The 13022-nt window shown below is 58.9% G+C and carries 12 protein-coding genes; 4 read left to right on the top strand and 8 right to left on the bottom strand.

Annotated features, from left to right (window positions below):
- Positions 1–5 precede the first annotated feature (5 nt).
- From ptsP to tadA, 4 genes are all read left to right on the top strand, one after another.
- Complete coding sequence (gene ptsP / locus ACVVH8_RS24030) at positions 6–2543, top strand: phosphoenolpyruvate--protein phosphotransferase (RefSeq protein WP_475226718.1); 2538 nt, start codon at positions 6–8, stop codon at positions 2541–2543.
- A 2-nt stretch (positions 2544–2545) separates the two neighbouring features.
- Entirely contained in the window at positions 2546–2836 is a 291-nt protein-coding gene (locus tag ACVVH8_RS24025) for a PTS sugar transporter subunit IIB (RefSeq protein ID WP_103304563.1), read from the top strand.
- Positions 2837–2953: 117 nt separating this feature from the next.
- Entirely contained in the window at positions 2954–4330 is a 1377-nt protein-coding gene (locus ACVVH8_RS24020; protein ID WP_475226715.1) for a multicopper oxidase family protein, read from the top strand.
- The gene (tadA, locus tag ACVVH8_RS24015; RefSeq protein ID WP_475226713.1) at positions 4330–4827 is read left to right on the top strand and encodes a tRNA adenosine(34) deaminase TadA; all 498 of its coding nucleotides are present in this window, start codon (positions 4330–4332) and stop codon (positions 4825–4827) included. The genes ACVVH8_RS24020 and tadA overlap by 1 nt, the downstream gene beginning before the upstream one ends.
- A 130-nt stretch (positions 4828–4957) precedes the next feature.
- Here the strand turns inward: tadA and cmoB are convergent, their stop codons facing one another.
- The 8 genes from cmoB to ACVVH8_RS23975 form a co-directional block, all read right to left on the bottom strand.
- A complete protein-coding gene (gene cmoB, locus ACVVH8_RS24010) occupies positions 4958–5914 on the bottom strand; it encodes a tRNA 5-methoxyuridine(34)/uridine 5-oxyacetic acid(34) synthase CmoB (RefSeq protein ID WP_475226711.1) in 957 nt (318 codons plus the stop codon).
- Positions 5911–6654 carry a carboxy-S-adenosyl-L-methionine synthase CmoA gene (cmoA, locus tag ACVVH8_RS24005; RefSeq protein ID WP_103304567.1) on the bottom strand — a complete coding sequence of 248 codons (744 nt, stop codon included), beginning with the start codon at positions 6652–6654 and terminating at the stop codon, positions 5911–5913. The genes cmoB and cmoA overlap by 4 nt, the downstream gene beginning before the upstream one ends.
- A 211-nt stretch (positions 6655–6865) precedes the next feature.
- A complete protein-coding gene (locus tag ACVVH8_RS24000) occupies positions 6866–7501 on the bottom strand; it encodes a lysoplasmalogenase (protein WP_475226709.1) in 636 nt (211 codons plus the stop codon).
- Positions 7502–7503: 2 nt separating this feature from the next.
- Complete coding sequence (locus ACVVH8_RS23995; protein ID WP_103304570.1) at positions 7504–7896, bottom strand: protease inhibitor I42 family protein; 393 nt, start codon at positions 7894–7896, stop codon at positions 7504–7506.
- 279 nt (positions 7897–8175) lie between these two features.
- On the bottom strand, positions 8176–8568 hold the full coding sequence (locus ACVVH8_RS23990) for a hypothetical protein (RefSeq protein ID WP_475226706.1): 393 nt from the start codon (positions 8566–8568) through the stop codon (positions 8176–8178).
- A 251-nt stretch (positions 8569–8819) separates the two neighbouring features.
- Positions 8820–9281 carry a hypothetical protein gene (locus ACVVH8_RS23985; RefSeq protein ID WP_475226704.1) on the bottom strand — a complete coding sequence of 154 codons (462 nt, stop codon included), beginning with the start codon at positions 9279–9281 and terminating at the stop codon, positions 8820–8822.
- Between the two features lie 198 nt (positions 9282–9479).
- Positions 9480–11903 (bottom strand): endopeptidase La, encoded by a 2424-nt coding sequence (lon, locus tag ACVVH8_RS23980; RefSeq protein WP_103304572.1) that lies wholly within the window; start codon positions 11901–11903, stop codon positions 9480–9482.
- Between the two features lie 647 nt (positions 11904–12550).
- Positions 12551–13012 (bottom strand): hypothetical protein, encoded by a 462-nt coding sequence (locus tag ACVVH8_RS23975; protein ID WP_103304573.1) that lies wholly within the window; start codon positions 13010–13012, stop codon positions 12551–12553.
- Between the last annotated feature and the right edge of the window lie 10 nt (positions 13013–13022).

The raw sequence follows: 13022 nt of genomic DNA, 5'->3' as shown, positions 1-13022 counted from the left end.
ACGTCATGGCCACATCCCAACAATTGCAACTGCTGGCGCCTCTGTCCGGCGTGCTGATACCGCTGGATCAAGTGCCTGATCCGGTGTTTTCCAGGCGCGTGATCGGCGACGGTCTGTGCATCGACCCGACTTCGTCAACGCTGTGCGCGCCGCTGGCCGGGGTGGTCAGCAACGTGCAGGCCAGTGGGCATGCCATCAGTATCACCGCCGACACGGGCGTTCAGGTATTGATGCACATCGGTCTTGATACGGTGAACCTGGGGGGGCAGGGATTCACCCGGCAGGTCGAGGAAGGCCAGCGGGTTGAAGTCGGGCAGGCGCTGATCGAGTTCGATGCCGATTACGTCGCCCTGCACGCTCGCAGCCTGATGACCCTGATGCTGGTGGTCAGCGGTGAGCCATTCAGTTGGTGCGTCTCGCCAAGCGGTCTGGTCGAAACCGGCCAGGCACTGCTGAGTCTCGCCAGCGCCACGGCGAGCAGCGAGGAACCTTTGATTGCAGAGGGCCAAAGGCTGTTTTCGCAATCGCTGAAACTGCCTAACCCGAATGGCCTGCATGCGCGTCCGGCGGCGGTGTTCGCGCAAGCGGCCAAGGCTTTTTCAGCAAAGATTTATCTGCACAAGCAGCAATCTGAAGCCAACGCCAAGTCATTGGTGGCGATCATGGCGTTGCAGACCGTTTTCGGTGACAGCGTGCAGGTCAGTGCGCTGGGCGACGATGCTGAAGACGCGATCAATACGCTCACCCGATTATTGGCCGAAGGCTGCGGCGAAGCGGTGACGACAGTGATTGCTGTGGCGCCAGTCGAGCGCGCCGAGGAAGAGGCCCTGATGGTTTTGCGTGGGGTCTGTGCGTCACCCGGTTCGGCATTGGGCACGGCGGTGCAGATCACTGAGCCGACGCTCGAGGTGAAAGAGTTCGGCGCTGGCGCACGCATCGAACGCGAAACTCTGGCTAACGCGTTGATCGAGGCCGATATGGCCTTGCAGCATCTGCGCGACATCGCCGCCAGTGAAGCTCAGGCGGAAATTTTCAAGGCGCATCAGGAACTGCTCGAAGATCCGAGTCTGTTGGATCAGGCTCAGGCGTTGATCGTTGAGGGTAAAAGCGCGGCGTTTGCCTGGCGTGCGGCTACCGAGTCGACAGCGACACTGTTCCAGCAACTGGGCAGTGCGTTGCTGGCCGAGAGGGCGGCGGATCTGGCTGACGTGGGCGTACGTGTGCTGAAACTGATCCTCGGGGTTCGCGAGCGGGCGCTGGAACTGCCCGCCGGGACGATTCTGATCGCCGATCAACTGACGCCGTCGCAGACCGCCGGCCTCGACACCGAAAAAGTGCTGGGTTTCGCCACGGTCGGTGGCGGGGCGACCAGTCACGTCGCGATTCTGGCCCGAGCCTGTGGTTTGCCGGCGATCTGCGGGATGCCTGGGCAAATGCTCGCGCTGGCCAATGGCGCCCAGGTATTGCTCGACGCCGACCGGGGCGAGTTGCACTTGCATCCGGATCCGGAGGCGATCAGCCAGTGGCAAGCCAGGCACGAGCAGCAACGCCAGCGCCATCAACACGAGCAGGCGCAGGCGACGCAAGCAGCCTGCACCCGCGACGGGCATCACATCGAAGTCACGGCCAACGTTGCCTCGCTGAGCGAAACCGAACGGGCGATGGCCGTGGGCAGCGCAGGCGTGGGGCTTTTGCGTTCGGAGTTTCTTTATCTGGATCGCAATCATGCGCCCACCCGTGATGAACAGGTGTCGACCTACAGCGCCATCGCCCGGGCGGTGGGGCCGTCGCACAATCTGGTGGTGCGTACGCTGGATGTCGGTGGCGACAAACCGCTGGCTTACGTGCCGATGGACAGCGAAACCAATCCGTTCCTCGGGCTGCGCGGAATTCGCCTGTGTCTGGCGCGGCCGGACCTGTTGCGTGAGCAGTTCCGCGCGATCCTCGGCAGTGCCGGCCTGACGCGTCTGCACATCATGTTGCCGATGGTCACTCAACTGGCGGAATTGCGTCTGGCCCGACAGATGCTGGAGGAGGAAGCGCTGGCGCTGAACCTGGGTCAACTGCCGAAACTGGGGATCATGATCGAAGTGCCGGCGGCGGCATTGATGGCCGACGTGTTTGCCCCGCACGTGGACTTCTTCTCGATCGGCACCAACGATCTGACCCAATACACCCTGGCCATGGATCGCGATCATCCGCGTCTGGCCAGTCAGGCGGACAGCTTTCATCCATCGGTACTGCGCCTGATTGCGCTGACCGTGAACGCCGCGCACGCCCATGGCAAATGGGTCGGTGTCTGTGGGGCGATGGCCTCCGAACGTCTGGCGGTGCCGCTGTTGCTGGGGCTGGGCGTGGACGAGTTGTCGGTGAGTGTGCCGCAGATTCCGGCGATCAAAGCGGCGGTACGCGAGGTGGATCTGCTCGACTGCAAGGCCATTGCCGAGCAGGTGCAGGGGCTGGAAAGCGCTGAAGAAGTACGTGAGGCGCTGCGCCTGTATCACGAAGCGACGGTCGATACTTTACCGGTTCTGGAGAACTGAACATGTTCGATAAATTGCAGCAGGCATTCTGGAAAGCCCTGACCCCGGATCTGGTGGTGGATGCACCGCCCGCGCAGGCCGAGCCTGCCGATGGATTGAGTGCCGAGATCGTCGCCGCGCTGGGTGGTGCGGATAACCTCAAATCGCAGCAACCGGTCGCGTTGACCCGGGTGCGCGTGGCGCTGGGCGATGTGTCGCTGATGGATCGCCAGGCGCTCAGCGAGGCCGGTGTCGCGGGCGTCATGCCCCTGGAGGGCGGGGTGGTGCACCTGATTACCGGCCTGCAAAGCTGAGCGCGGAGGGGATGTGCGGCCTCAGGTCACCCTTACTGTTTCTCAACCGCAGGTGTATCGTATTCGCCTTTTACGGGCCTTCAGGGTCTGTCGCTGATACGTGAGGTAGTTGAGTTCATGTCCTTTACCCGTCGCCAAATCCTCGGTGGCCTGGCCGGTCTTGTTGTCGTTGGCGTTGGAGCGGGGGGCGCGTCGCGTTACTGGCTGGGCAAGATGGCCGACGCCGAGGCGGGTCACGACTACGAGCTGATCGCCGCGCCACTGGACGTGGAACTGGTTCCCGGGCACAAGACCGAGGCGTGGGCGTTCGGCCCGTCGGCGCCGGGTACCGAATTGCGTGTGCGTCAGGGTGAATGGCTGCGGGTGCGGTTCATCAACCATCTGCCGGTCGCGACCACCATTCACTGGCACGGCATTCGCCTGCCGCTGGAAATGGACGGCGTGCCGTACGTCTCGCAACTGCCAGTGCTGCCGGGCGAATACTTCGACTACAAATTCCGTGTGCCGGACGCCGGCAGCTACTGGTATCACCCGCACGTCAGCAGCAGCGAAGAACTCGGTCGCGGACTGGTCGGGCCGCTGATCATCGAAGAGCGCGAGCCGACCGGTTTCAAGTATGAAAAGACCCTGAGCCTGAAAAACTGGCACATCGATGACGAAGGCAACTTCGTCGAGTTCAGCATTCCGCGTGAAGCTGCGCGTGGCGGCACGGCGGGGCGTCTGTCGACCATCAACGGCGTACCGTTGCCAGTGATCGAATTGCCGGCCGGGCAGATCACCCGCGTGCGCTTGCTCAATCTCGATAACACCCTGACGTATCGCATCAACATTCCTGGCGTTGAGGCAAAGATCTACGCGCTGGATGGCAACCCGGTCGAACCTCGCCCGCTGGGCAAGGAATATTGGCTTGGCCCGGGCATGCGCATTTGTCTGGCGATCAAGGCGCCGGCGGCGGGGGAAGAACTCTCGCTGCGCAACGGCCCGGTCCGACTGGGTACCTTGCGTTCGGTGGCCAACACCGATGCGCCGACGGACTGGCCGAAAGCGCTGCCCGCCAATCCGTTGGCCGAGCCGGACCTGGCCAATGCCGAGAAACTCAACTTCAATTTCGAATGGGTCGGTTCGGTGTCGGTCAACGTCGACAACGGCAAGCCGCCAAGTCTGTGGCAGATCAACGGCAAGGCCTGGGACATCACCGACAAGACTTGTGCCGACCGGCCGATCGCCAGCCTGAAACTGGGTCAAAGCTATATTTTCGAACTGAAAAACATGACCCAGTATCAGCATCCGATCCACCTGCATGGCATGAGCTTCAAGGTGATTGCGTCGAACCGGCACAAGATCATTCCGTACTTCACCGACACCTATCTGCTGGGCAAGAACGAGCGCGCACAAGTGGCGCTGGTGGCGGATAACCCGGGGGTGTGGATGTTCCACTGTCATGTGATTGATCACATGGAAACCGGCCTGATGGCCGCCATCGAGGTGAAGTGATGCGCCAGATTCGCCCCGCGGCGATCATCGACCGCAGCCGTGATCGCGATTTCATGCGCGAAGCCCTGGCCCTTGCGGCGCAAGGCGCAGCCCTCGGCGAAGTGCCGGTCGGCGCGGTGCTGGTGCAGGATGGCGAGATCATCGGTCGCGGCTTCAATTGCCCGATCAGCGCCAGCGACCCCAGCGCCCACGCGGAAATGGTCGCGATCCGCGCCGCCGCGCAAGCCGTGAACAACTATCGCCTGCCGGGCAGCACGCTGTATGTGACGCTGGAACCGTGCAGCATGTGCGCCGGTTTGATCGTACATTCGCGGGTGGCGCGGGTGGTGTATGGCGCGCTGGAGCCGAAAGCGGGGATTGTGCAGAGTCAGGGACAGTTTTTTACCCAGGGCTTTTTGAATCATCGGGTGTTGTATGAGGGCGGGGTGTTGGCGGAGGAGTGCGGGGCGGTGTTGACCGAGTTCTTCCGGGCGAAACGCGCTAAACCCGCTAGCTAAAAGACAACACAAAACCCTGTGGGAGCTGGCTTGCCAGCGATAGCATTGGTTCAGCCAACATCAATGTTTGATGTGCCGACGCCATCGCTGGCAAGCCAGCTCCCACAGGTTTGTTTGGTGGTTGTAAAAATTACTTCTTCGCGACAATCACCGCCCGCATCGGCGCCGGCAGTCCTTCAATCGTCTTGCTGTGATCCTCGGGATCAAGGAAGTCGCTCAGCGACTGATACTTCATCCACTCGGTACCACGTTGTTCCTCGACCGTCGTTGTGCTGACATCGACGCAACGAATATCGGTGAAACCTGCTCGCCGCAGCCACAACTCCAGCGCCGGCACTGACGGCAGGAACCACACGTTACGCATCTGCGCATAACGATCTTCCGGCACCAGCACTTGATGCTTGTCGCCCTCGACCACCAGCGTTTCCAGCACCAGTTCGCCGCCCTTGACCAGGCAATCCTTCAGCGCCAATAAATGCTCGATCGGCGAGCGACGGTGATAGAACACGCCCATGGAAAACACCGTGTCGAAACCTTCGAGGTTCGGCGGCAGGTCTTCGAACGGGAACGGCAGATGCCAGGCGTTCGGCTCGGACAGATAACGCTGCACCGCCTGGAACTGGCAGAAGAACAGCCAGTTCGGATCGACACCGATCACACTGTCCGCGCCGGCACCGAGCATGCGCCACATGTAGTAGCCGTTGCCGCAACCGACATCGAGGATGCGCTTGCCCTGCAGGTCCAGATGCGGTGCAACCCGCGACCATTTCCAGTCGGAACGCCATTCGGTGTCGACGTGCACGCCAAACAGATCGAACGGCCCCTTGCGCCATGGCGACAGGCCCATCAGCGCGGTGCGCATTTGCGCACGGGTTGCATCGTCGCAATCGGTGTCGAGCTTCAAGCCGTTGAGCAGATCGATTTCACTCGGCTGGATCTTCGGCAAGGCATCCAGCGCACTTTGCCAGCGCTCCAGGTCGCCGTGACCTTTCTCCATTTTCTTGTCGAGTTGCGCTTGCAGGGTGTTGGCCCAGTCGGCCAGCGGGGTGCCAGCCAGGCGGCGGGCGAGGGGAGACAGATCAATCATGGCAAGGCAATCAACGAGGCAAAGTTAAGACACTGGAACCACGGCACGACTTTCGAGAACCCGGCGGCCAACAGGCGTTCGCGGTGTTCTTCGAGGCTGTCGGGCTTCATGACGTTTTCGATGGCACTGCGCTTCTGGGCGATTTCCAGTTCGCTGTAACCGTTGGCGCGTTTGAACGCGACATGCAGGTCGGTGAGCAACTCATGTTCTTCGGCATCGTTGAAGCGCAGCTTCTCCGAGAGAATCAAGGCGCCGCCAGGCAGCAACGATTGGCGGATGCGCGAAAGCAACGCGGTGCGTTGATCCGGGGCGATGAATTGCAGCGTGAAGTTCAGTGCCACCACCGACGCGGGTTTGAAGTCCAGCGCGAGGATATCGCCCTCGATCACTTCAACCGGCAGCAACTCCTGAAACATCGAATCCTGACCGTTGAGGTACTCGCGGCAACGCTCGACCATCGCCGCCGAGTTGTCCACCGCGATCACCCGGCAGCCGTCAGTGCGCACATGGCGACGCAATGCCTGAGTCACCGCACCCAGCGACGAGCCGAGATCGTAGAGCACGCTGTTTGGCTGGGCGAACTGCGCCGCGAGCACGCCAAGGTTCTCGACGATGGTCGGGTAACCCGGCACCGAGCGCTTGATCATGTCCGGGAACACCCGCACCACGTCTTCGTTGAAGGCGAAGTCAGGCACCTTGTCCAGGGGCTGGGCGAAAATGCGATCGGGTTCTTTGCTCACGGCGGTGTCCGGCGGTGTCGGTGGAAAAGGCCGGCATTTTAGCCAAACTGGCGCGGGGATGCTTGGGTTGTCCGACGTGGCGAGGGGATTTATCCCCGATGGGCTGCGCAGCAGCCCCAAAACCTGTGCCTGCGGTCTGTCTGACACACCTGATTGACCGGTTTCGGGGCCGCTGCGCAGCCCATCGGGGATGAATCCCCTCACCACAGGGTTAGCGTTTAGTCTGGGAGAAGGCAGAGGCCGCAATGCCCCACTGTCCCAGCCAGTAGCTGAGGATGATGACGTACGGCGCAGCCTGGAACGGCGACACAAAACGATCGATACCGATCACGCTGTCCGAGAACACAAACGCCAGCGCACCGCCAGCCGCCAGCAGCGCCGAGCGCTTGGGGACGTCAGTGCCAAGACGGGCAAGGGCGCGCCAGAGCATGGCGCTTATAGCTGTGCCGTAGACAATCACTGGCACCAGCAATGGCCCAAGCCCGTTGGAAATCAGAATGCCCAACAGCGCCGCGCCGACCACGACTGCGAGCACCAGCGGCAACAGCGCCAGACGTTTGCAGTCACTCAGATAGGCCTTCAGATACGCCAGATGCGCAACCAGAAACGCACCCAGGCCAAACACGAACAAATCCCCCGGCCACGCCAGCAGCACATCGCCGAGCAGAGAGAAAATCAGACCCAGGCTGATCCAGCGCCGATAGTCGCTGGGCGGCGCATCATGCAGCCAGCCGAGCAACGCCAGCGCCGGCAGCGGTTTGACCAACAGGCAGAGCAGCGCTGCATGTGTGCTTACACCGTAGAGAAACGTCACCGCGCCCATCAGCGCCAGAATCAGCCAACCCACGATCAGTTCACCGAAATCGCGCAGTCAAAGGTTTCCACCGGCAACACCTCGGGTGCCCACGGTTGTTGCGAGGTCAGGCGCAGACGTCCGGTGCCGGGGGCGAAGGCCTGGAAGCGCCAGGTCGAAAGCCCGGCAGCGCCAACCACGCCGGCATCTTCCGGATTGCTGTAAACCTCAGGGCTGAGCGCGCGCAACACGCCACCGGCCGAGTCCTGAATGGCCCAGCGATAACCCGTGGTCGGGTTGCTCGGCAGCATGATGATGAGGTTCTGCCCCGTGGTGAGCCGCACCGGGCATTCGCTTTGTTTTTCCACGGTCACATTGTGTTTCGGCTGAGTGGCGCAAGCGGCCAGCAAGGCAAGGGCGAGGGGGAGAAACAGGCGAGTGGGGGACATAAGGTCAGCGGCTCCAGCGTTGGCGACGAACGGCGAGCATAACTGAAGATGAGACAAAGTGTGACGGTCGGGGCTGGCGTCGTCAGTCCGGGCGCCATCGCTGGCAAGCCAGCTCCCACAGGTTTCTCGGTTGAACACAGGATTTGTGATCACCAACGAACATTGTGGGAGCTGGCTTGCCAGCGATAGCGGTATATCAGGCATTACATGATTGTAAGAAGAGCACCTTTGCCACATCCGCAAACCGCTTGGATTCAGGTCCATAAGGTGAACGGGCGACTAACTCACAGTTAGATCGAAGCTGCCGAGAATGTCGACCTTTTCTATTACGTATTGGGCGACAACATGGAATGACATTTTGTAGCATCTTTTGGTCTCATCGAAATCAAATGTAAATGTCCCATCTTCTGTCTCATAGAATTTTTGTTTTTCACCCTGCTTGTCGAGATAGCCAAATTGGGCGAGTTTAAAACCGCTCACGTCTTTCTTTACAACTATGTAAATCCCTCGATAGTTTTTCAGAGGATGGGGATCACCTTCTGTGCCGTAAAAATGGAAATAGTCACTCCCTTCGGAGACGGTAAATCGGGTGGCCGCGAAGTCAGGCTGCTTTTCAATCTTGGCTGTAAATGTCCCGGTGATGGTATTTGTTACAACAGTTTTAGCGGTCATCGTGAATGATTCCATGAAGGGGTGAAGTTTTATGGTCAGCTAATTGTGTAAGCGACGAAACTGTAATGGTTGACAGGTTGTAAGAGCGATCTGGAATTAATGGCGAGTGATATAGAACGTGATCGTATTAAATATCCGAACACGCTGCAAAGCCCTTCCATTCTAGAAAATACCTACGCCACATCCGTAACCCGTTTGGAGAAATGCACGGTAATGCCGTCCTTAAAGAAGTTCGGTAGTTCTTCGAATCATTACCCAATCAAAAAACCGAAAGTGCCGCTAGCGCTGATCTCTTCACCTACCTTGTTATTGAACCTGGCACTGAATGAACCTGAGTAAACGGTCTTTTGAGTATTTACAAAAATATTCAAATCACCCGAGTGAGCGAAGTAAGTGAAATATTGATGCGTTGAGTGTTGCTGCGGGACATATTCGGTAAAGGCTATTTCGAGACCGGCAGCCAGCGGGTAGATTCCAGTTTCTATCTTGACGGGAAAGTAAAAATCAAACGATCGATCTTCCGGGGTGTATTTTTCACCGGCCTTGAAAATAGCCATGATTTCCCGGGTGCCAGCGCTGGCGAAAATTTCTGTCGCCTCAAACTCATCATCGTTGACGTGTGCATTCAGGTATTCAGTCGCGGAATTCTTGCGAAAGACCAAGCCTGTTGCGGGCACAGAGTGAAACGGTTTTCTACCTTCATGAATACTCAAGATACGAACTCCTTTTGCGCGGTAATGGGTTAACGCCACAGCGATTAACCTATCGGCAAGTTCATGGAGAGGGAACTGTAAGAGTTGACAGGTAGGCTAGATTTTTTGGTTATAAGATTTTGCGAAAACGAAACTAATTAAGCGAAAAATGGCCAGCGAAGGAGCGCTGGCCATTTTAACTACTCTCGTATTAGTTGCTCAGAACAACACCTTCGCCACATCCGCAAAACGCTTGGCGAAATGCACGGTAATGCCTTCCTTCAGATAATCCGGCAGTTCCTCGAAGTTACCCCGATTCGGCTCCGGCAAAATCAGCTCGAAAATCTTCTGTCTTCTTGCCGCAATCACCTTCTCGCGCACCCCGCCAATCGGCAGTACATGCCCGGTCAGCGTCAGTTCGCCGGTCATCGCCACACCTTTTTTCGGCGCCTGATTACGGGCGAGGGAGAGCAGGGCGCTGGCCATGGTCACGCCGGCGCTTGGGCCGTCTTTTGGTGTGGCACCTTCCGGCACGTGCAGGTGGACGAAGGCTTCGTCGAAGAACTTCGGATCGCCGCCAAACGACTTCAGGTGCGAGCTGACGTAGCTGTAAGCGATCTCCGCCGACTCCTTCATTACGTCACCCAGTTGCCCGGTAAGTTTGAAACCGCGATTGAGTGTGTGAATTCGCGTGGCTTCGATCGGCAGGGTCGCGCCGCCCATGCTGGTCCAGGCCAGGCCGGTAATCACGCCGGTACCGGACAACACTTGCTCGTTGCGGAACACCGGATGACCCAGTGAGGCCTCAAGATCTTTCGGCCCGAGTTTGATCACCGCTTTCGGATCGTCGATCAGCTTCATCACCGCTTTGCGCACCAGTTTGCCCATTTGCTTTTCGAGCTGACGCACGCCGGCTTCACGGGCGTAACCGTCGATCAAGGCTTTGAGCGCGCTGTCGCTGATGCTCAGGCTGCCTTTCGACACGCCAGCCTTCTCCAGCAGTTTTGGCCACAGGTGACGCTTGGCGATGGCGACTTTTTCTTCGGTGATGTAGCCCGACAGGCGAATCACTTCCATCCGGTCGAGCAACGGGCCGGGGATCGAATCGAGGGTGTTGGCCGTGCAGACGAACAGCACTTTCGACAGGTCCATGCGCAGGTCTAGGTAGTGATCGAGGAATTCGACGTTCTGCTCAGGATCGAGGGTTTCCAGAAGCGCCGAGGCCGGGTCGCCCTGGTAGCTCTGGCCCATCTTGTCGATCTCGTCGAGCATGATCACCGGGTTCATCACTTCGACGTCTTTCAACGCCTGCACCAGTTTGCCCGGTTGCGCGCCGATGTAGGTGCGGCGGTGGCCCTTGATCTCGGCTTCGTCGCGCATGCCGCCGAGGCTGAAGCGGTAGAACGGTCGGCCGAGGGATTCGGCGATGGATTTGCCGACGCTGGTTTTACCCACGCCCGGCGGGCCGACCAGCAGCACGATGGAGCCGCTGATTTCGCCTTTATAAGCACCGACGGCGAGGAATTCGAGGATGCGGTCCTTGATGTCGTCGAGGCCGGCGTGGTGTTTGTCGAGCACTTTGCGCGCGTGCTTGAGGTCGAGTTTGTCCTCGCCGTACACGCCCCATGGCACTGACGTTGCCCAGTCGAGGTAATTGCGGGTGACCGCGTATTCCGGCGAACCCGTTTCAAGGATCGACAGTTTGTGCATTTCTTCTTCGAGGCGCTTCTGCACCTGCGCCGGCAGGACTTTGCCTTCCAGGCGTTGTTCGAACTGTTCGAGGTCGGCGCTGCGGTCGTCCTTGGTCAGGCCGAGTTCCTGCTGGATGACTTTCAGCTGTTCCTTGAGGAAGAACTCGCGCTGATGTTCGCCGATCTTGCGGTTAACTTCCGCCGAGATCTCTTTTTGCAGGCGCGCGACTTCGACTTCCTTGCGCAGCATCGGCAGGACTTTTTCCATGCGTTTAAGCATCGGCACGCAGTCGAGCACTTCTTGCAGCTCGGGGCCGGTGGCGGAGGTCAGGGCGGCGGCGAAGTCAGTCAGCGGCGATGGGTCGTTGGGGCTGAAGCGGTTGAGGTAGTTCTTCAGCTCTTCGCTGTACAGCGGGTTGAGCGGCAGCAGTTCCTTGATCGCGTTGATCAGCGCCATGCCGTAGGCCTTGACCTCGTCGGTCGGCTCGGTGGGCTGATGCGGGTATTCGACTTCGACCAGATACGGTGGGCGGTGGTGTTTCAGCCAGGTCTTGATGCGCACGCGGCTGAGGCCTTGGGCGACGAACTGCAGTTTGCCGTTTTCGCGGCTGGCATGATGGACTTTGACCAGGGTGCCGTATTGCGGCAGGGCGTCGGTGTTGAAGTGGCGCGGGTCTTCCTGGGGGGTGTCCATGAAAAACAGGGCCAGGGAGTGGTGATCGGATTTGCTGACCAGTTCGAGGGTTTCGGCCCAGGGTTCTTCGTTGACGATGACCGGCAGGACCTGGGCCGGGAAGAACGGGCGATTGTGGATCGGGATGATGTAGACCTTGTCCGGCAGGTTCTGGCCGGGCAGGGCGAGGCCTTTGCCGGAGGAGGTGTGTTCGATGTGTTCGGCTTCGGTTTCGGTGTAGTCGTCTGGGTTTTCCGGGAATTCTTGCTGGTCGCTCATGGGGCACCTGCGCAATGGAGTATGGGTCTTAGATGGGGCAGGCTGGTGGTGGTTTCAATGGTGGGGGTGTGTTTCTGTTTGTGTGTTCAGGGTTTTGACAGGGTTCGCGCTTTGGGCTTGGCGGCCTTTGGGCCGACCATGTTCTTGGGGTTGGGGTGTATATCCGTTTTTTGAGTGATGGCGGCTTAGGGTTCCGCCCTTACGGCGGGTCACTTTTTCCAGACGCCGAAAAAGTAACCAAAAAGGCTTGCTCCTGCGTGCGGCCCGCTCGCTGGGGCTCGGGGTTCCTTCGCTGCGGGATTGATCCGGGGGGCATCGCCTCCGGTTTGCTTCGCTGCACCTCCTCTCGATGTGTTTGGCTGCGCCAAACGGTCGCTACGCTCCCACCCCCGGATCAACCCCTCCACTCAGCCTTCCGACGTCGCCCGTGGATCAAGATCAAGAGCTGCAGCCGAGCTAACGCTCATCCTGTTGAGTGGGGCGGCATGCGCCGCGTGCGGGGGTGTTCTCAATTTCTTATGGGAGCTGGCTTGCCAGCGATGGCGGCCTGATTGCTAAACAAGTCCTGGAGCCGTGGGTTTAGGTCTGCTGGCCTCCGCCCGTTTTCTGACTGGATGCGTTTAAATCTTGCTGACGGACGCGATCCGTCACTCTTCAATATGTTCGAGGTCCGAGACGTCGATATTACCTACCACTTGATGTCGGCGATTGGTATCGAAATCCGTAAAGGTAAAATTGAACGAGGCCTTGAAGGTTCCTTCGTTTATATCGAATTCTGATATTTCAAGATGACCGGCGCCTTTATCACTGTTGTAGCCTTTGGTGTGTCCACCTTCTGTATACGAGAAGGAGGGCGGAACAGGAAGATTGTTTGGGTGGAATTCATACCGGCCTTGTTTGATGTTCGCTGAAAAATTGAGCTGTATGCAAAAGGAAACGGTAGAGGAGTGCGGGTAAGTTGCATATAACGCAACCTCTTTTCCATTAGTGGTAAATATAGTGGGTTGCCCTTCGAAGTTGCTGATGATGTAGTTGTTGTTAATCGCAGCAGTCAGATCGCCAGTGCCCGGTTTCCTTGCACTGTTCAATTGCAAGTCGTTAATTGACATGTTTTTGTCC

The organism is Pseudomonas trutticola BRTCR10 (genome assembly GCF_056155105.1).
This window is presented reverse-complemented; position numbering and strand designations above follow the sequence as displayed.

Excerpts from the sequence above, each read along its gene's own strand:
- ACVVH8_RS23995 (WP_103304570.1), bottom strand. The coding sequence starts at position 7,896 with ATGTCCCCCACTCGCCTGTTTCTCCCCCTCGCCCTTGCCTTGCTGGCC.
- ptsP (WP_475226718.1), top strand. The coding sequence starts at position 6 with ATGGCCACATCCCAACAATTGCAACTGCTGGCGCCTCTGTCCGGCGTG.
- ACVVH8_RS23990 (WP_475226706.1), bottom strand. The coding sequence starts at position 8,568 with ATGACCGCTAAAACTGTTGTAACAAATACCATCACCGGGACATTTACA.
- tadA (WP_475226713.1), top strand. The coding sequence starts at position 4,330 with ATGCGCCAGATTCGCCCCGCGGCGATCATCGACCGCAGCCGTGATCGC.
- ACVVH8_RS24020 (WP_475226715.1), top strand. The coding sequence starts at position 2,954 with ATGTCCTTTACCCGTCGCCAAATCCTCGGTGGCCTGGCCGGTCTTGTT.
- lon (WP_103304572.1), bottom strand. The coding sequence starts at position 11,903 with ATGAGCGACCAGCAAGAATTCCCGGAAAACCCAGACGACTACACCGAA.
- ACVVH8_RS24025 (WP_103304563.1), top strand. The coding sequence starts at position 2,546 with ATGTTCGATAAATTGCAGCAGGCATTCTGGAAAGCCCTGACCCCGGAT.
- cmoB (WP_475226711.1), bottom strand. The coding sequence starts at position 5,914 with ATGATTGATCTGTCTCCCCTCGCCCGCCGCCTGGCTGGCACCCCGCTG.
- ACVVH8_RS23975 (WP_103304573.1), bottom strand. The coding sequence starts at position 13,012 with ATGTCAATTAACGACTTGCAATTGAACAGTGCAAGGAAACCGGGCACT.